The 19,905-nt window shown below is 55.3% G+C and carries 16 protein-coding genes; 13 read left to right on the top strand and 3 right to left on the bottom strand.

Going from position 1 to position 19,905, the window contains the following annotated elements; translation table 11 throughout:
- The first annotated feature begins 51 nt into the window (after positions 1-51).
- The gene (locus tag AB8880_00460) at positions 52-1,086 is read left to right on the top strand and encodes an extracellular solute-binding protein (protein ID XDZ65900.1); all 1,035 of its coding nucleotides are present in this window, start codon (positions 52-54) and stop codon (positions 1,084-1,086) included.
- Between the two features lie 87 nt (positions 1,087-1,173).
- Here the strand turns inward: AB8880_00460 and AB8880_00455 are convergent, their stop codons facing one another.
- The gene (locus tag AB8880_00455; protein ID XDZ65899.1) at positions 1,174-2,619 is read right to left on the bottom strand and encodes an amidase; all 1,446 of its coding nucleotides are present in this window, start codon (positions 2,617-2,619) and stop codon (positions 1,174-1,176) included.
- 247 nt (positions 2,620-2,866) lie between these two features.
- Between AB8880_00455 and AB8880_00450 the strand changes: the two genes are divergently transcribed.
- The 4 genes from AB8880_00450 to AB8880_00435 all read left to right on the top strand — a co-directional run bounded on the left by AB8880_00450 (position 2,867) and on the right by AB8880_00435 (position 6,901).
- Positions 2,867-3,964, top strand: a complete 1,098-nt coding sequence (locus tag AB8880_00450; GenBank protein XDZ65898.1) for a serine hydrolase domain-containing protein — start codon at positions 2,867-2,869, stop codon at positions 3,962-3,964.
- An 84-nt stretch (positions 3,965-4,048) separates the two neighbouring features.
- Complete coding sequence (locus AB8880_00445; GenBank protein ID XDZ65897.1) at positions 4,049-5,161, top strand: ABC transporter ATP-binding protein; 1,113 nt, start codon at positions 4,049-4,051, stop codon at positions 5,159-5,161.
- Between the two features lie 5 nt (positions 5,162-5,166).
- Positions 5,167-6,090 (top strand): ABC transporter permease, encoded by a 924-nt coding sequence (locus AB8880_00440; GenBank protein XDZ65896.1) that lies wholly within the window; start codon positions 5,167-5,169, stop codon positions 6,088-6,090.
- Between the two features lie 10 nt (positions 6,091-6,100).
- Entirely contained in the window at positions 6,101-6,901 is an 801-nt protein-coding gene (locus tag AB8880_00435; GenBank protein ID XDZ67081.1) for an ABC transporter permease, read from the top strand.
- Between the two features lie 12 nt (positions 6,902-6,913).
- On the opposite strand, the gene AB8880_00430 is transcribed toward AB8880_00435, so the two are convergent.
- Complete coding sequence (locus AB8880_00430) at positions 6,914-8,575, bottom strand: amidohydrolase (GenBank protein XDZ65895.1); 1,662 nt, start codon at positions 8,573-8,575, stop codon at positions 6,914-6,916.
- A 121-nt stretch (positions 8,576-8,696) separates the two neighbouring features.
- A complete protein-coding gene (locus AB8880_00425) occupies positions 8,697-10,187 on the bottom strand; it encodes an aldehyde dehydrogenase (GenBank protein XDZ65894.1) in 1,491 nt (496 codons plus the stop codon).
- A gap of 193 nt (positions 10,188-10,380) precedes the next feature.
- Here AB8880_00425 and AB8880_00420 point away from each other — a divergent pair, with 193 nt between their 5' ends.
- The 8 genes from AB8880_00420 (at position 10,381) to aguB (ending at position 19,899) form a co-directional block, all read left to right on the top strand.
- Positions 10,381-11,508, top strand: coding sequence for an ABC transporter ATP-binding protein (locus AB8880_00420; GenBank protein ID XDZ65893.1), 1,128 nt, complete (start codon positions 10,381-10,383; stop codon positions 11,506-11,508).
- Positions 11,508-12,443, top strand: coding sequence for an ABC transporter permease (locus AB8880_00415; GenBank protein ID XDZ65892.1), 936 nt, complete (start codon positions 11,508-11,510; stop codon positions 12,441-12,443). The genes AB8880_00420 and AB8880_00415 overlap by 1 nt, the downstream gene beginning before the upstream one ends.
- 1 nt (position 12,444) lies before the next feature.
- Positions 12,445-13,254, top strand: a complete 810-nt coding sequence (locus AB8880_00410; GenBank protein ID XDZ65891.1) for an ABC transporter permease — start codon at positions 12,445-12,447, stop codon at positions 13,252-13,254.
- A 108-nt stretch (positions 13,255-13,362) separates the two neighbouring features.
- Entirely contained in the window at positions 13,363-14,394 is a 1,032-nt protein-coding gene (locus tag AB8880_00405) for an extracellular solute-binding protein (protein XDZ65890.1), read from the top strand.
- Between the two features lie 51 nt (positions 14,395-14,445).
- Positions 14,446-15,873 carry an amidase gene (locus AB8880_00400; GenBank protein XDZ65889.1) on the top strand — a complete coding sequence of 476 codons (1,428 nt, stop codon included), beginning with the start codon at positions 14,446-14,448 and terminating at the stop codon, positions 15,871-15,873.
- 26 nt (positions 15,874-15,899) lie between these two features.
- On the top strand, positions 15,900-17,987 hold the full coding sequence (locus AB8880_00395) for an FAD-dependent oxidoreductase (protein XDZ65888.1): 2,088 nt from the start codon (positions 15,900-15,902) through the stop codon (positions 17,985-17,987).
- A 23-nt stretch (positions 17,988-18,010) separates the two neighbouring features.
- On the top strand, positions 18,011-19,045 hold the full coding sequence (locus tag AB8880_00390; protein XDZ65887.1) for a histone deacetylase family protein: 1,035 nt from the start codon (positions 18,011-18,013) through the stop codon (positions 19,043-19,045).
- On the top strand, positions 19,045-19,899 hold the full coding sequence (aguB, locus tag AB8880_00385; GenBank protein XDZ65886.1) for an N-carbamoylputrescine amidase: 855 nt from the start codon (positions 19,045-19,047) through the stop codon (positions 19,897-19,899). Before AB8880_00390 ends, aguB begins: the two co-directional genes overlap by 1 nt.
- Positions 19,900-19,905 lie beyond the last annotated feature (6 nt).

Genomic DNA, 19,905 nt, shown 5'->3' with positions numbered 1-19,905 from the left:
AAGCTGAACTAAATACAATGAAAGATGGGCCACCCATCACTGGAGGAGATTATGTTCAAAAAACGGTTTTTGGCTCTTGTGGCAGGTGCTTTTGCTTTTTCAGCAACACATGTTCACGCCGCTGGAGAGTTGAATATTTTCAACTGGGGGAACTACACCAGCCCGGAGCTGATCAAGAAGTTTGAAGAAACCTACGACGTCAAAGTCACCATTACCGACTATGACTCAAACGACACGGCGCTTGCCAAGATTCGCGCCGGCGCCCATGGCTTTGATATGGCGGTTCCGTCGGCCAGTTACATGCCGATCTGGATCAGCGAAGGGCTGCTGCTGGAAACAAACCCCAGCGGAATGTCCAATTATCAAAATGTGCGCGATGAATTTAAGAGTCCCGAATGGGACCCCGGCCATCGCTATTCGGTACCGTATCAGTGGGGAACGGTCGGCGTGATCGTCGATACCTCTCTTTATAATGGTGATATCAACAGCTGGTCCATGGTGTTTGACCCGCCAGAAGCCCTTTCCGGCAAGATCAATGTTGCACCTGAAATGAAAGATCTGATTGACGCCGCGCTCAAATATACAGGCGGTGATCCCTGCACCAGCGACAAGGGTGCCCTGAAAAAGGCGCGCGATGTCCTGATCAAAGCCAAGCCGCATTGGCTCTCCATGGACTATGGTGTCATCGAGAAATTTGCCGGCCGTGACCTGGGTGCCTCACTTTACTGGAACGGGGCGGCATTCCGCGCCCGGGAGAAGAACGCCGATGTCCGCTTCGGGTATCCGAGAGAAGGCTATCCCATGTGGATGGATGCGGTGGTTGTTCTTAAAGATGCCAAGAATGTCGAAAACGCAAAGCTCTTCCAGAACTTTCTGATGGAGCCGGAGAATGCCGCTCTGGCATCGGCTTTTGCGCGCTACGCAAACGGCATCAAAGGGTCCGAGCCCTTCATGCCGGACGACATGAAAGGTGCGCCTGAAGTTGAGATTGCCGCAGAGCATATCCCCAACGGTTTCTTTTCAAAGACATGTTCACCCGAAGTTACCGAAATGTATTCGGCCATCTGGACAGAGTTGCAGAAGTAAACCAACTGCCTGATCACCACAGAGCGTGATCTTTAAACATCATGAATAGAGGCAAGGTTTCTTTGCCTCTATTTTTTTGTCTGGCGGTTAGTGCAGGCGGCGTATAAGCGAAAGCTGCTTCTTCTGCCATGGCATGGCCAGTTCCAGTTGCCGGGAGAGCCCCATCAGCAGCTCATCCTCGCCAAATGCTGCGGCAAAATGAACCCCCACAGGCAGATCCTCTCCTGTCCAATGCAGGGGCAACGAGATGGCAGGCTGGCCGGATGCATTGAAAACAGCCGTATACGGCGAATAGGCAAATACCCCGTTCGGCCCGTTGCGATAATCCATGAAATCCGTATTCACTGGCTTGAAACGGCCAATCCGCGCCGGTGGTTCAGCCAGCGTGGGGCTGAGCAGCACATCGAAATCCTCAAACAGGGCGGCCATCCTGCGGCCAAAGGCATGCACGGTATTGATGGATTGCAGATAATCTGCGCCGCTCACCTCCCTGCCAAGCTGAACCGCGCCATAGGTCACCCCATCAACGTCATCTGGTTTCAGCTCATCAATCGGTTTTTTCGCGCGGACAGATAAAAGGGTGCCTGCCGCGACAATTCTTGTCCAGGCAAGCATCATGTCCCGGACGTCTTTTGCCACGGTTGAATCCCATGGATCAACGTGATGGCCCAGATCTTCAAGGATCTTTGCTGTACGCCGGACAGCCTCAACACATTCCCCGTCGACGGGATTGCCCATGAAATCAGTTTCAAGGATGGCAATCCGGAGCCCTTTCGGCGGGTTTTCGAGAGCTTTCATGAAACCGGCGTTGAGTGGCGGCGCATGATACGGCGCACCCAGATCAGCCCCTGAGCATTGATCAAGGATCAAGGCTGTATCACGCAAGGATCTTGTCAGAAACCCGTCAATCGCCATCCCGGCCCAGCCTTCGCCGACCCCCGGGCCATCAGGAAGCCGTGCCCGGGTAGGCTTGAAGCCGACAAGCCCGCAACTTGATGCCGGGATGCGCACCGAACCGCCCCCATCCGAGCCATGTGCCAGGGGCACGATACCAGCCGCGACCGCGGCAGCAGAGCCCCCCGAAGAGCCGCCACTTGTATGACCTGTATCCCAGGGGTTGCGGGTAGGTTCACCATAAACCCCTGCCTCGCTGGTAGGACCAATGCCCAATTCAGGCGAATTGGCACGAGCGAAAGGAACAAGCCCGGCCTGACGAATCCTTGTATAGATCGACGAGTCGTACGAATAAACCGTGTCCCGATAGAGCCTCGAGCCATTATGTGAAGGAAAATCCTTTGCCTCAGCCCCCAGATCCTTGAGCAGCGTCGGCACCCCGTATAACGGAGCGTCCAACGAGGTGCTGGCGATAAGCTCTGTTGCTTTTTGCTTCTGGATATGAACGATGGCCTGAAGTGATGGATTGAGCCGCTCGGCACGCGCGAGACTTGCGTTGAGCATTTCTTCCGGCGTCACATCACCTGCCCTGATCCTTGTAGCAAGTTCCATTGCGTCACATTCAAACAACTCGTCCATGGCGAAATTCCTCAAAAGGCGTTAAGGACCGGCTGACCGATCCTGGGTTGACATATATAGATGTGTTGCTCAAAATTTTATTATTACAGGTACGTGAGATATTACAATATCAGCATCATATAAAAACAGTGATCGCATCCCATCACTTCTGGCAGGATCAGCGGCTGAGATCTTTGCCAGAATGCCGCGGATGGAATGGGACCGGCCACCCTGGAACCGCTGGAGCTTTCAGCGCATCCGGGAGTTTATGCCAACAGCCCAAGTCTGGCGCGGCAACACCCCGAGCCAGCCTCTGCCCCGAGCCGAACAGGATATCACCAAGGTTTCCTTCACCGCGAGCAGTGGTGAGACACGCACCATCGGTGGGTTTCTGGATGACAGTTACACGGACGCATTTCTTGTCATGTGCGACGGGCAGATCATCCATGAGAGTTACCATAACGGGATGAAACCGGAGACGCCGCATCTCATGCAGTCGGTGTCGAAATCCATCACCGCTACAGTTGCAGGCATCATGATCGGGCGCGGCGAGCTTGATCCAGCGGCGCTTGTTCAGACTTATCTTCCGGTGCTTGAGCATACCGCATGGAAGGATGCAACGCTCCAGCATGTTCTGGATATGACAACCGGCGTAGATTATAGCGAAGAATATACACGCCTTGATTCAGATGTTGGCAAGACCGATGTTGCATCCGGATGGCGCCCTATTCCGCCTGATGCAAGCCTCGATATCATCTGGCCGAAAACGGTGTGGGAGCAGATCCTGACGCTGAAGAACACCTACACTCAACATGGCAGCGCGTTTTTATACCGGTCCATTGAAACCGATCTTCTGGCGCATATCATGATCCATGTCTCGGGGATGCCGCTGCATGAACTCGTCAGCAGAGAGTTATGGCAGAAAATGGGTGCCGAAGAAGATGGGTATTTCACGACTGATCCCGCAGGATACGGCCTGGCAAGCGGAGGATTTAACGGAGGCCTCAGGGATTTTGGACGTTTTGGCCAACTCTATCTTGATGACGGGATATGCCAGGGAGAACGCATCATCCCTTCGGACTGGATTACCGATGTCAGGCGCGGGCCCCATGGCCTGTTTTCAGATGAGCGCCGCCGGCTTCTGCCCAATGGCTGCTACCGCAACCAGTTCTGGATTGAGGATCAGACCACCGAAGCTTTCATGTGTCTTGGGGTATTTGGCCAACTGATCTATATTGCGCCTGCCTATGACATGGTGGTGGTCAAACTTTCCACCTGGCCGGATTTTCTTGACGACACGTTCAAAGTCGACACCCAGCTCGCCATCCACTCCATCGCCCGCGCCCTGGGAAAGAGCTCATCCTGACACCACTTGGCACTTGAATTCACCCTGTCTTGGGTGAATACTTGTGGATAAACGCAACATTAGATATCAGTGGTAATCATTTTTATGAGTAAAACGCATGAGGCAGATAATGCTGTTAAAGTAGAAGGTGTTGGAAAATATTTTGGCCCGCAATCGAATGTGGTTAAGGCGCTTGATAATGTATCTGTAAACATCCGGCGTAATGAGTTCTTCACCCTTCTCGGCCCTTCAGGATGCGGCAAGACCACGTTGCTTCGACTTATTGCCGGATTTGAAAGCCCGACATTTGGCACGATACTGCTCGACGATAAAGACATCACCCATCTCCCCCCCTTCAAGCGTTCGGTCAACACGGTATTTCAGAATTACGCCCTGTTTCCGCACCTCACCGTTGCCGAGAATATCAGCTTTGGCCTTGAAATGCTGAACAAGCCAAAGAAAGAAATCGAACAGACGGTAAATGAGATGCTTGCCCTTGTTCATATGCAGGACCTCAGGGACCGCCGCACCGATCAGATTTCCGGTGGCCAGCAGCAGCGTGTTGCCCTTGCCCGTGCGCTGGCCCCAAAGCCCGATGTCCTGCTTCTGGATGAACCTCTTTCCGCACTTGATTACAAATTGCGCCGCGGCATGCAGATCGAACTGAAACGACTTCAGCTTGAAACCGGCATCACCTTCATCTTTGTCACCCACGACCAGGAAGAAGCCCTGACCATGTCGGACCGCATCGCGGTGATGAATAACGGGCATATTCTGCAAGTTGGCTCGCCGGATGAAATTTATTACAAGCCAACGAAACGCTTTGTTGCCGACTTTATTGGCGAGTCCAATTTTGTCGAGGCCAATATAAACAAAGTCGACAAGAAGAAACGTCAGGCCACGATCCGGTTTGAAGGAAGAAAAAAGAGCTTTACCGTCGGGTTGCCTGAAGAAAAGATGAGCGCGGCGACAACCATGGTCTTTATCCGGCCGGAACATACACAGCTCAAAACCTCCACCCATGGCGCGGCACTTACAGGCATACTCACCGACAGGATCTTTTTCGGCACCGACACCAACTACCACCTTGAGCTTGACAATGGCGAGCCGTTCATCGTGCGTTCGCAAAACACGATACACTCCAGCTTCAATCCCGCGATCGGCGACAAGCTGGGCATATTCCTTGAAGAAGATGCCCTCAAGATTCTCGAGGATTGAAATCCATGACACGGCAATTGAGCTCGCTCGAACGCGAAGAGATCAGAAGAAAAACGACAAATAACTGGCTGTTGTCGATGCCGGCGCTGGCGTTGCTGCTGTTCGCCGCTGCCGGCCCGCTCGTGATTGTCCTGATCTATTCCTTTCTGACGGCGGGCAGCTATGGCGGAGTTGTTTGGGAATACACAACCGAAGCCTGGTTCCGGGTGTTGTTCACCCGGGATATTTTCGATGATACGGTTTCGCTCTCCGATGCCCATCTTTCCATTTTCTGGCGGTCAGTTCAGCTATCTTTCATGACAACCCTGATCTGCATGTTTGTCGGGTTTCCAACGGCCTATTATATTGCGACCCGGCCGCCCACAACACGGAATATCTGGCTCTTTCTGATAACTATCCCTTTCTGGACCAACCTGCTGATCCGCACTTTCGCCATACTGGAACTTGTCCGCAACAAAGGTGTAATCAACAACTCGCTGATCGGCATGGGAATCATTTCCGAGCCGATCAAGATGCTTTACACGGACCTCGCCATCCTCATCGGCATGACCTATGTCTATCTGCCGCTGATGGTTTTACCGATCTATGCCTCCATGGAGCGTTTCGATTTCAGGTTTGTTGAGGCCGGGTTTGATCTCTATGCAACCCGCATCAAGGTGCTTCGCAAAATCATCCTGCCGATCATCAAGCCCGGCATCATCGCCGGATCCATCCTTGTTTTCGTCCCGTCGCTCGGGGCTTATGTGACCCCGAGAATTCTGGGGGGCGGCAAAAGAATGATGATCGGCAACCTCATTGAACTGCAGTTTGGTCAGGGGAAAAACTGGCCACTTGGCGCGGCACTTGCGGTGACGATGTTGTTTATCGTGATGATTGCCCTGATTGTCTATGTCCGGATCATCCAGAAATCGGAAAACAAAAATGCCTGACGGGTTGAATATGAACAAAGAGTTTTCGGTCACTTATCAGTTTGGCTTCAAGCAGATCGCGCTGATCTGTTTTTTCGCTCTTTATGCACCTATTCTGCTGCTGGTGTTCTATTCATTCAATGCTGGCAGCAACCTCATGCTGTGGGAAGGTTTCTCGCTCCGCTGGTATATCGAGGCAAGCGAGAACCAGCTTGTTCAGGAAGCCGCCATGCGTTCGGTCATCATTGCCATATGTGCTTCCGTCATTTCAACTTTTCTGGCGACCATGGCCGCGCTTGGCACAACACGGACCCAGCCCTTCAAAGGGCAGCAGATCATATTCATCCTGATCAACCAGCCCCTGATGGTGCCTGAAATCGTCACCGCGGTCGCCTTGCTGATTTTCTTCGCCATTATCAAGAATTTCACCAACTATTTCGGCCTCGGGTATCTGATCGCAGCGCATGCCGCTTTCTGTATTCCTTTTGCCTATCTGCCGATCAAGGCAAGGCTTGATGGCATGAACCTCAGCCTTGAAACCGCCGCAAGCGATCTCTATGCCCGGCCCTCCATGGTGTTTCGCCGGGTTACCCTGCCCTTGCTCTGGCCGGGAATAATGGCAGGTGCCATGCTTGCCTTCGTCATTTCCCTTGATGATGTGATCATTACCGAGTTTGTGAAAACCCCGGGCCAGGATACTTTGCCCACCTATATGCTGGGGCAGCTTCGGCGCACCATCACCCCGGAAATCAATGCCATTTCAAGCATTCTGCTGGCAATTTCACTTCTCGTCGTGACGGTATTCTTCCTGTTCACACGCAAGAAATACTGACCCGGAATCTGTTCAGGCTTCCCAGGTTATCCGGCCATCACAGATGGTGATCTGCGCGCCTGCCTTGTCCAGATCCCCGGGATCCATGGCATCCAGATCATGAGACATGACGACAATATCCGCCATCATCCCGGTCTTGAGCTGGCCCTTGCGGGTTTCGTTGAACTCAACCCAGGCATTGCCTGCTGTATAGCTTTCAAGTGTCTCATGCAGTGTCTGGGCCTGATCACGCCAGGGCGGCGCAAGTTTTTTCGGAGCAACCGCGGATTTCACATTCGGCATCACATCGACCGGGATGACCGGCCAGTCGGTTGAAAAGATCACCTTTGCGCCGGTATTGCGGATATCACGCCAGGCAAATGCCGTTGGTATCTGATGCGGATGCAGCATCCGGTTGATGGTATCCGAGCCGAAATAAACACCAAACGGCGCATGGCCGGGCTGGATCGACGCCACGACACCCAGTTCAACAAAACGCATCAGATCATCGGGATGGAGAACTTCGATATGCTCAACCCGGTGACGACTGTCCCGCGCGCCATTTGTTTTCCGGGCGAGCTCATAGGCATCAAGCGTCTGGCGGATGGCAAGATCACCGATCGCATGGACCGATATCTGGAACCCGAGCGCATCGGCCCTGACGCAAGCTTCCATGAAATGATCTCTCTCAAAGACCGCATCGCCAATGGTCTCAAGGCCTGGATATGGCTCCAGCATCAGTGCCGTTGAGCTTTCAACTACGCCATCAACAAACATCTTGACGCGATTGCACCAGACCCAGTCGCCAGTGAAATCACGCCGCATGGCCTCAGCCTCGGCGAACCGATCAAGACTGTCGAAACTTTTGTAATGGAAAGGAACTTCCGTGCGGCAGAGCAGCTCACCGCGGTCTTCCAGCGTCTTGAGCAACTCAAGCGTGTAGATATTCCCGTCCATGTTGTGTAGCCCGGTAATGCCATGACTTGCACAATGTTTAAGCCCCCGGGCGATGGCGTCGGCATCAAGGGCGCGTTCTGTCATGTTTGCCGGCGGCTCCGGGTTACGGCCCGTAACCAGCCCGATCATGTCCCGGCCGCCATAGCGCGTCAGTTTCAATACCGGGGCATAGGCGCCGGGCTCACGCAGCTCGCCTTTCGCCGTGCCATCCGCCGCCATGACGATCTCCGCCCCCTTGTCCACTTCGCCGCCATGGAGGATTCCCGCAAGTTCAAGCGCCCTGGTATTGGCCCAGATGGTATGGTGATCTGCCGCGAACATCGCGAAGGGCCGGTGCGGCATGACCTTGTCGAGATCATGACGGGTGGTCTGATGCCCCGGGGAGATGATGTTGTAATCAGCCTGAATGGCAAAGAGGATCTTGTCCTCCGGGCAGGCGTTCGACCAGGCCTGCACCTTTTCAGCAAGCATATCCATACCCTGAACACCATAGAGATCAAGATAATCCAGCTCAACCGACCCGCCAAAGAGATGCACATGGCTGTCAATGAACCCAGGCAGAACGGTGCTGCCCAAAGCATCGATGATTCGTGTATCCGGCCCCGCCATCTCACGAATATCGGTTGTCGTTCCGACGGCGATGATCTTCCCGCCCTGTACCGCCAGGGCGGAAGCCGCTGGCCGGGCTTTGTCAAAGGTAAGGAGGCGGCCATTAAGGACAACAAGATCAGGGGTCATGTGTTACTCCATTTATCAGACGAAGGGCCCCCGGATCAGGTAAATCCGTGATCAGGTTTTCACCCTCATACTACGTTCAGTTGAGCAAATGCCAAAATGCTGGCTTGATTTTTCCACCTGCCTAATACTTGATCCAGGTTGTCTTGAGTGCGGTGTATTTATCCAGCGCGTGCAATGACAGATCACGGCCGATACCGGACTGCTTGAACCCGCCAAAAGGCGTCATCGGGCTGAGCGCATCAACGGTGTTGACCGAAACCGTTCCGGCCCTCAACTGGCGTGATACCCGGTGCGCGCGGGACAGATTCCCCGTCCAGAGAGACGCCGCAAGGCCATATATCGTATCGTTGGCAATCGACACGGCTTCCTCTTCGCTGTCAAACGGAATGACCGAGAGCACGGGGCCGAAAATCTCATCCCGGGCGATATCTGCGCGCGGCGCCACATTGTCAAAGATGGTCGGCTCGATATAGAGACCGCGATTGTCGATCTTGACCGCGTTTCCGCCGATGATGCAGTCCGCGTCTTTTTTGCCAAGCTCGATCATGCTGACAATCCGTTCATGCTGCTCCTGGCTTACAATCGCGCCCATCCGCGAGGAGGGGTCAAGCGGGTTGCCCGGCTGATAGGATTTGGCACGCTCCTTGATCTTCTTGACAAATTCGGCATGGATCGATCGTTCGACCAGAAGACGTGAATTGGCGGAGCAGACCTCCCCCTGATTGAAGAAAATGCCCAGCGCGGCCATATCCGCTGTCGCATCCAGATCAGCGCAATCTTCAAAAACCAGATTCGGGCTCTTGCCGCCGGTTTCAAGCCAGACCTGCTTCATGTTCGACTGGCCCGCATATTGCTGGAACAGTTTGCCCACCGGGGTTGAGCCCGTGAACGCGAGGCAATCCACATCAGGATGAAGCCCGAGCGCCTGCCCTGCGGTTTCCCCATATCCGGGAACAACATTGAACACCCCTTCCGGCAACCCGGCTTCCAAGGCGAGTTCAGCAAGCCGCAACGCCGACAGGGGTGACTGTTCTGCCGGTTTCAGCACGATGGAATTCCCCGCAGCCAGCGCCGCCGATGCTTTCCAGGTTGCCATATCAAGCGGAAAATTCCACGGCACCACCGCACCGATCACCCCGAGCGGCTCGCGGGTGATGAGCGCGAGATCACCAGGGCCGGTGGGAGCAACCTCGTCATAGATCTTGTCGATGGCTTCGGCATACCACTGAAAGAAGAGGGCCGAGCCAGGCACATCGATCGCCGCCGCATCTTCCACCGGCTTGCCCATGTCGATACTGTCAAGCAGGGCCAGCTCATCAAGGCTGGAACGGATCAGTTCAGCCAGCCGGAGCAGCACCGCCTTGCGGTTCATCGGCGTCTCTTCGGACCACCGCCCGCTTTCAAACGCGTTCCGGGCCGAAATAACCGCGCGGTCGATATCAGCAGTATCGCCTTCGGCCACATCGGCAATCACCTCACCTGTTGCCGGGTTGATGCTGGCAAACGTCTTGCCCGAAGCAGCGTCTTCAAATCGGCCATCGATCAGCAACTGCCCTTTCGGCCTCAGGCCGGCGGCAAGGTCATTCCATTCCTTCAGGCTGTGTACAGGCATAATTCCATCCCCCTAATTATTTCATTCAGCATCAGCGCGGCATGCTGTACTTGCTCCAGCATAACATTTTTGACGGAACGATGACCAGCCGAACCACACCCACATGATGACCTGAATATCAGGCCATCAAAAAAGACGATATTTGATGATGCCTTCCATCTTGTGCTATGGATTGAATATGCAAAGATAGAGCATGAATAAAGGTGCAGCGGGGGAAGGGATAGTGTCCAGAACAGCGGTTGATATCGTATCGGTTTCCAAAATATACCCGCACCGGCACCAGCCAGTCACCGCACTGGACGCGGTAAGTTTCGACATACGCGACAGTGAATTCTTCACCCTACTCGGGCCATCGGGATGCGGCAAGACAACTCTTTTGCGAATCATCGCCGGGTTTGAGGATATCACCAAAGGCCAGGTGCTTCTCTATGGAGATGACATCAGCACCCTTGCCCCGCACCAGCGGCCCGTCAATACTGTCTTTCAGCAATATGCCCTTTTCCCCCATCTCAGCGTTTATGAAAACGTCGCCTTTGGCCTCAAGCGGTTGGGCCAGACCAGTGATGAGATCATCTCGCGTGCCCGGGCCATGCTTGAGCTGATCCGGATGGTGGACTTCGCTGACCGCCGGCCGCACGAACTTTCCGGCGGGCAGCAGCAACGGGTTGCGCTGGCCCGGGCGCTGGCACCAGCCCCGAAGGTGCTGCTTCTCGATGAGCCGCTTTCGGCACTTGATCTCAAACTGAGGCAGGCAATGCGGGAAGAGCTCAAGGCCATTCAGAAGCAGACCGGCATCACCTTCGTCTTTGTCACCCATGATCAGGAAGAAGCGCTGGCCATGTCCGACCGCATCGCGGTGATGAGCAACGGCAAGGTTCAGCAGATCGGCACGCCGCAGGATATCTACAACAACCCGGTGAATAACTTTGTCGCCAATTTCATCGGTGAAGCCAATATCATCGACGCGGTGGCCGAGCCAGGGCGCGGCACCACGGCCAGGCTGATGTTCAATGGCTGGAAGGAAAAGAAAATTGATCTCGGCCGCAAGATTGCCGGGCCGGAAGACGTGTCTTTCATGATCCGCCCGGAACAGATCAGCATCCGGCCGGCAAGAGGCAAAACCCCCTCAAGCGGGTCACGCGGCAGGATTGAGGATATGTCTTATCTTGGCACCGACACCCAGTATCATATCGCGCTGGACAAGGGCCAGCCTGTGCTGGCACGGATACAGAATGTATCAGGTGATACGGCTGAACTAAAGGTAGGGGATGCCGTGCATGTTGATTTCCCCGACAGTTCCATCAGGGTTCTGGCAAAATAATGGCGGGGATGATTTCCAATCAGCAATCGACAAAGGCCGAAGGCTCGATTGTCGACGGCCGCCAGAAGGCGCTTCTGTTCCCGGCCTGGCTGGTGATCGGGTTGCTGCTGGTTGTTCCTGTGCTGATCATGCTGGTCTATTCCTTCCTGACGCAGGATTTCCGTGGCGGCGTCATCTGGGAATTCACCCTTGATGCCTATGACCAGTTCTTTCTTGACCGGGGGCTTTTCGGTGATGAGCCGCCGACGATCGAGTGGACCTATATCCTGATCTTCTGGCGATCCTTCCTGCAGGCGCTCTTTGCCATGATCTTCTGCCTCTTGATCGGTTTCCCGACTGCCTATTTTATCGCCACCCAGCCACCGCAACTGCGCTCCATGCTGCTTTTTCTGGTAACGATTCCCTACTGGGTTAATCTGCTCATCCGCACGGTCTCGATGAAATTCCTCATCCGCGATACCGGCCCCATCAATGAATGGCTGGTGGCCCTTGGTCTTATCGATGATCCCATCCGCATGATCAATACCGCTTTCGCCATCCAGCTTGGGCTTTTTTATTCCTATCTGCCGTTCATGGTGCTGCCTGTCTATGCGTCAATCGAACGGTATAATTTCGTTCTCTCCGAAGCGGCGGCTGATCTCTATACCGGGCGCTGGACGACCTTGTTCAAGGTGGTGATCCCCTCGGTCAGGCCCGGCATTGTTGCTGGCTGCATCCTTGTCTTCATCCCGTCTCTTGGCGCCTTTCTGGCACCGGATCTTCTGGGCGGTGCAAAGAACTTCATGATCGGCTCGCTCGTCGAGGAGCAATTCAAGGGCCAGGCCGGAGACTGGCCGTTTGGCGCGGCGGTCTCAATGATCCTGCTGACAATCATCATGATCATCCTGCTGTTCTATGCCCGCCAGCAGACGCAAAGCAATCAGGGCAGGAGCTGACATGGAGAGAAAGGGCAAATCCGTTCGCTTTTATCCCGGCTTCCGAGAGATCACCCTCGCCTGCCTGATCATCCTCTATGCGCCGCTGATTATCGTGATGATTTATTCCTTCAACAACTCACCATCGATTACCATCTGGGGCGGCTTCAGCCTTGTCTGGTATGAAGACGTCTTCTTCGGGCTGGAGGCTGGCAAGTTTAAAAAAGCAACGGTAAACTCGCTCATCATCGCCGTGATGGCGGCCATCATCTCAACAATCATTGCCACGATGGCAGCGCTGGCCATGGTCAGGGGGCGGGTTTTCAGGGGTAAGGCGCTGACCTTTGGCCTCATTAATCTGCCGCTGATGGTGCCGGAGATTGTCACCGCCGTGGCAACGCTGATCTTCTTTTCGGCGATCGGTTTCGATCGCGGGGTGCTGAGCATTCTGCTGGCGCATATAGTTTTCTGTATCCCGTTTGCCTATTTGCCGATTGCCGCCAGGCTTCAGGGGATCACAAGCATCTACGAACAGGCGGCGCGGGATCTCTATGCCACCCCGGCTGAGACCTTCAGGCTGATACTGCTGCCGCTGATGGTGCCGGGCATTCTTTCCGGCTTCCTTTTGGCCTTTATCATCTCGCTTGACGATTTCATCATCACGAATTTTGTCAAAGGGGCCGGGGTGGAAACCCTGCCGACAGCTATTTTCGGGGCCGTGAAACAGGGCATCAAGCCAAATATCATGGCGATTTCGACACTCATGCTGCTTGTATCTTTTCTGTTGGTATCGGTGTCCTATCTGATCAGCCGGATCGGCCGTGAGAAATAGGCTAACCTATGCTTAGATAAAAATCTGTTTGTGCTGATTGATGAATAAACTAGAGTTTATGAAAGTTCATAGAAATCCAGATAATGGATTATCGCAAAGGAGGAACGAATGCGCAGATTTACATCATTGATTGCTGCGGTTGCGCTGACCGCCATCGCGGCACCTGCCGCCGCTGAAAAACTTTCGGTCTATCACTGGTTTGAATACATTCCCCAGGAGTTGCTGAACAAGTTCACGGCTGAAACCGGCATCGAAGTGGTAATGGATACCTATGATTCCAACGAAGCCATGTTATCCAACCTGAAAGCCGGCGGGATGGGCAGTTACGATGTCGCCGTGCCAGGTGATTACATGGTCAAGATCATGATCAACGAAGGCATGCTGGATACATTCGCCCCGTCGGAGTTGAAGCATTTCGACAATATCGAACCCAACTGGAAGAACGTGGATTTCGATCAGGGCCGCAAGCACTCAATCCCGTATCAGTGGGGATCAACCAGCTTTTCCGTCGACACCAATATCTATGGCGGCAATATCGATACCACCGATATCATCTTCAACCCGCCAGCTGAACTCAAGGGCAAGATCAACGTCCTTGATACCGCCGGGGAGACGATCACTTTTGCATCGATCCATATGGGTATCCCGCAGTGCAGCACCGACAAGTCCCAGCTCAAGGCGCTCAGCGCCATGCTTGAAAAAGCAAAGGTGGATTGGGCATCGTTCAATTCCGATGGCGCCAAGGATGTGCTCGTCTCCGGCGATGCCAGCGCCGGCATGATATGGAACGGCTTCGGCGCCAAAGCCCGCGCGGAAAAAGCTTCCCTTAAATACGCCTATCCGAAAGAGGGCTATATCGTCTGGATGGATAATGTCGTACTGCTCAAGGATGCGCCGAACCGGGCGGCGGCAATCAAGTTCATGGATTTCCTGCTTGAACCTGAAAACGCTGCCGCTGTCACCAATTACGCCCGCTATGCCGCTGGCGTCAAAGGTGTGGGGCCATTCCTCGACCCTGAACTTGCCACCGCACGTGAAAACAACCCGCCAGCGGATGCGCCGGCTGGTGTTTTTGTCGAAGTGTGTGACCAGCAGACCCAGGCGCTCTATGACGCGATCTGGACACAGCTGAAAAAATAACGTCTCAAACCCGGTGATGCATGAAACCGTATCACCGGGATCTTTCGATTGATGAAAGACACAGCACCTCTCCCTTTTTCAGCTGCCGCCATTGCCGGCGGCATTGCCGATGGCCGCATCAGCGCGGAAAGCGTGATGGAAGAATGCCTCGGGCGCTGCCAGCGTGTTCAGGAAAGCCTTAATCCCTTTACCGCCATTTACACAGAAGAGGCGATGGCGAAATCAAGAGAGGTGACCGCACGTCTGAACGCCGGCCAGCCCCGCCGCCGCCTTGAAGGCGTGCCTGTGGCGATCAAGGAATTCACCCCGCTCAAGGGCAGGCTTACAACCCGGGGTTCTGCTGCTCTCACAGGTCAGATTGAGGATGAAAATCCGATCCTCGTGGATCGGCTGGAACAGGCAGGGGCGATTATCGTTGCCCGCACCACCACCCCGGAATTTGCCCATTCAAGCTTCACCCGCTCCCCTCTTTTCGGGCATACGCGCAATCCGTTTGATCGGGAACGCACCTGCGGCGGCTCTTCGGGCGGGGCGGCGGTGGCGGTGGCCACGGGCTGCGTGCCGATTGCCGAAGGCACCGACATGGGCGGCTCGGTACGTATCCCGGCCGCACTCTGCGGCGTTGCCGGCTTAAAACCCAGCCTTGGGCGGATACCCATGGATATTCTGCCAACCGTCTTTGATACGATCTCTCATTTCGGCCCGCTTGCGCGGTCCATCGCCGATATCCGCCTCTTCATGGACGTAACCGCAGGCCCCGATGATCGCGATATTCTGAGCCAGCCTGACCTTGCCGGATTTGAACAGCGGCAGCTCGACCCTTCCCGGTTAAAGCTTGCCGTCTCTCCGGATCTCGGGATGTTTGACGTCGATGCTGAAGTTGCCGCAAATTTTGCCAGGGCCGTGGATGCGCTGGCCCGGGCAGGGGTCAGGGTTGAACATGTCGATCTCGGCTGGTCCGCGTCGATGGTCGATGCCTGGTATGACTACTGGTGTGTCTATCTGGCAGCGGCCGTCGATGATCTTCTGGATGAACATCGTGACCGGATGGACCCTGAATTTCTGGCGCTTGTTGATCGTGGCCGTGCCATGCCTGCGGTCACTTTCCGGCGCATTGACGAGGTACGCACCCGCCAGTGGCACGGTTTCGTGAAAGCCATGGCCGGGTATGATGCGTTGCTCTGCCCGACCATGGCGCTGCCCGCCCCGCCGCTTGACGCCAGCGAAAGCGACTACACGCATCTGGGGCCGGATGGGAGGCTCAAGGGTCTTGACATGACCTGTCTCTTTAACTCCATCGGTCAATGCCCGGCGCTTTCCGTGCCATCTGGTCTGACCGCCAATGGCCTGCCGACAGCTATTCAGATCATCGGCCACCGATTTGCCGACAATCTTGTCCTGAACATTGGCGAGATGCTGGAAGCGCTGATACCCTGGACTCCACCGCTTGAACGTATTGCAGCAGGTTTCCGCCCCTAGCCCTGCCGAACCGAAAGAGGATCACCATGCCCGATGATATGACTTCAACCACCAGCAGCCGCTATGACATTTTGTTTGAGCCCATGGCCATCGGACCGGTCACCGCCAAAAACAGATTCTATCAGGTGCCGCATTGCAATGGCGGCGGTTATCGTGACCCTTCTGCGGTGGCGGAGATGCGCCGCGTCAAGGCTGAAGGCGGCTGGGGCGTGGTCTTCACCGAACAGGTGGAGATCCACCAGACAAGCGAGATCACGCCCTTCATCGAACTGCGTCTCTGGGAAGACAAGGATATGCCCATGCTGGCCCGAATGGCCGAGGCGATCAAAAGCCATGATGCGCTGGCTGGAATTGAACTGGCCTATTCCGGGATCAATGGCCCCAATCTCTATAGCAAGGAAGTGCCTCTTGCGGCCACCGGCGGGCCGATCCTCACCTTCACTTCGGACCCGGTGAGCGCTCGCAGTCTTGAAAAAGAGGAGATAAGGGATGTCCGCCGCTGGTATGTCAACGCGGCCCGGCGGGCCCGTGATTGCGGCTATGATCTGATCTGCCTTTATGGGGCGCATGGCTTTGGTATTATCCAGCATTTTCTTTCGCGCACCACCAACAAGCGCGACGATGAATATGGTGGCAGTCTTGAAAACCGGAGCCGCTTTATGCGTGAAGTGGTGGCCGATATCCGTGATGCGGTGGGCGATACGATGGGGATTACCATCAGGCTTTCACTGGATGAGGCCTTCGATGAGCTGAGCTTTTCCAACAGCGAGCTTCGCGACTGTATTGAAATGAACGGGGAGGTGCCGGATCTCTGGGATCTTGCCCATGGCACCTGGGAAGACTGTTCGGGCACGTCCCGCTTCAAGGATGAAGGGGCCCAGGAAGAGTTGATCCGCGGCATCAAGGCGCTGACATCGCGGCCGGTTGTCGGGGTCGGGCGCTTCACTTCACCGGATGCGATGGTCCGGCAGATCAACGCCGGTATTCTCGATTTCATCGGCGCAGCCCGCCCATCCATCGCCGACCCGTTCCTGCCCAACAAGGTCAAGGCGAACCGGATTGAAGATATCCGGGAGTGCATCGGCTGCAATATATGCGTGACCGGCGACATGACAATGTCGATCTCACGCTGCACCCAGAATCCGACATTCATGGAAGAATGGCGCAAGGGCTGGCACCCGGAAAACAAACCCGCGAAAGGCGACAGCCAGTCCGTGCTGGTGATCGGCTCAGGTCCGGCCGGGCTTGAAGCGGCTCGCATTCTTGGCGGACGTGGATATGAGGTGGCGTTGGCCGAGGCAACGCGCGAGCTTGGTGGCAGGGTGGCAAAGGAACGCCTGCTGCCAAATCTTTCCGCCTGGGGGCGGGTGATGGATTACCGGCTCGGGCAGATCGAGCCTCTTGCCAATGTGTCGATCTACCGCGAAAGCCAGCTTGGCGCCGATGATGTGCTGTCCTTCGGCTTTGAACATGTCTGCATTGCCACCGGATCAACCTGGCGGCGCGACGGCACCGCCCGGGCCCATCTCAGGCCGATCCCGATCAGCCCCGAGATGCCGGTCTTCACCCCTGATGACATCATGGAAGGCAGGATGCCCGCAGGCCATGTGGTGATCTATGATGATGATCACTACTACATGGGCGGAGTGATGGCGGAACTGCTCCGCCAAATGGGATCCACCGTCACCCTGGTAACGCCGGCAAACTGTGTGTCGGAATGGACGGCAAATACCCTTGAGCAGGGTTTTATCCAGCGCCGCCTGATCGAAATGGAAATTGCTTGCGTGACGTCACGGCGGGTCAATGCCATTGCCGGGGATCATATCGTGACGGCGTGCAGTTATTCCGGCCGTGAAGAGCCCATCGCCGCCGATGCAGCGGTGCTGGTGACGGCCCGTGACGGCAATGACGGACTATGGCAGGACCTCAGGCGACGAGACGCGGAATGGGAAAGTGCCGGTATCAGGTCAATCCAGCTGATCGGGGATGCCGCCTCGCCCGCCCCGATTGCCTGGGCCACCTATGCCGGGCACCGCTACGCCATGGAACTGGATGAAACGCCTCCGGGTGATGAGCCATGCTTCCGGCGCGAGATTGCCGGACTTGAAGACTGAAATGAACTAAGGAGGATTTCTTAATGGATACCATCTACACGGAAAAACATCGTCTTCGAGCATCAACAACAGAACTTTACGGTGGCGAATTACTGCCCCCTTTTGAATGCCCGGAGCGCATGGATTTCATCCTTGATGCGCTCAAGGAAACAGGTCTTGGGAAAATAGAAGAACCGGAAGATTTCGGCCGGGCGCCAATCACCGCCATCCATGACGAGGGATTTGTAAACTTCATCGAAACCTGCTGGCAGGAATGGCTCGAGGCCGGGTTCAAGGGCGAGGCAATCGCCACGTCCTGGCCTTCTCGCTCCATGCCATCGCCGCATATTCCATCATTCATCGATGGCAAGATAGGCTATTACACCCTGGCCAGTGAAACCTCCATTTCCGCTGGTACCGCCGAAGCGGCCTATGCTTCAGCACAGGTTGCGCTGACCGGCGCATCCAGAATAAGTCGCGGGGAGACCAGATCCATTTTCTCGCTCTGCCGTCCGCCAGGGCATCACGCCTCAAAAGATCAATATGGAGGCTATTGCTTTTTCAACAATGCAGCCATTGCAGCCCAGCATATGCGTGATGAAGGCGCGGCAAAAGTCGCCATCCTGGATGTCGATTTCCATCATGGCAATGGCACGCAGGCTATTTTTTATGACCGCCCGGACGTGTTCTTCCTGTCGCTGCATGGAGATCCATTTGAAGCCTTCCCGTATTTCCTCGGTCATGAAAACGAAACAGGAAAAGGCCCGGGCGACGGGTTCAACAGAAACTACCCGATGGCGCCAGGCACACCCTATGCCGTCTGGTCCGAAGCGCTCGATGATGCCCTTGCCAGGATCGCCGGCTTTGCCCCTGATGCCCTGATCGTTTCCTTCGGGGCAGATACATTCGAAGGCGACCCGATCAGTTTCTTCAAACTTACCTCGAATGATTATATCGATATGGGGCGCCGCATTGCCAGCCTCGGTCTGCCCATGCAGGTGGTGATGGAAGGCGGCTATGCCGTCAGCGAAGTCGGCGTGAATACGGTTAACCTCCTCAAAGGGATGAAAGACGCATAATGACAAGGGTTGCAATCACGCAGATGACCTGCTCCTGGGATCAGGCGGCAAACCTAGACAAGGCGGAAGCCATGGTTCGCAAAGCCGCCGCAGAAGGGGGGGAGATCATTCTTCTGCAGGAGCTTTTCGCCAATGTGTATTTCTGCCCTGATCAGGACCCGCGTTATTTTGACTACGCCCATGAAGCCCGGGGGCATCCTTTCCTCGGCCGATTTGCCTCACTGGCAAAGGAACTTGGCGTCGTCTGCCCGATCAGTTTTTTCGAGAAATCAAACAACGCCTATTTCAATTCGGTGATGATGATCGATGCCGACGGGGAAGAAATGGGTATTTACCGCAAAACCCACATCCCCCAGGGGCCGGGATATGAAGAAAAGTTTTTCTTCAGCCCTGGCGATCTCGGCTTTCGTGTCTGGGATACGGCCTTCGGACGCATCGGGGTTGGCATCTGCTGGGATCAATGGTTCCCGGAGGCCGCCAGATCCATGGCCATCATGGGGGCGGATCTGCTTCTCTATCCAACGGCGATCGGCAGTGAGCCGCGAAGCCCGGGTTATAACTCATCCGGTCATTGGCAGCGGGCAATGCAGGGCCATGCCGCCGCGAATATGGTGGCACTTGCCGCCAGCAACCGAATTGGCACAGAAGAGGTCGCCGGCACAACCATGGAGTGGTATGGCCAATCCTTCATCGCCGATGGCACCGGCCTTGTTGTGGCTGGCTGCGAGGGCCGGGAAGATGTGGTGGCGGTTGCTGATTTTGACTTTGCTGCCATGCGCAGGGAACGCGCCGCCTGGGGCCTTTTCAGGGACCGGCGCCCTGAAACATACGGTGCTATCATGGGATTGTCCTGAAGATGG

The sequence above is a fragment of the Alphaproteobacteria bacterium LSUCC0684 genome (assembly GCA_041228335.1).
In the GTDB taxonomy this organism is placed as follows: domain Bacteria; phylum Pseudomonadota; class Alphaproteobacteria; order Puniceispirillales; family UBA1172.
This window is presented reverse-complemented; position numbering and strand designations above follow the sequence as displayed.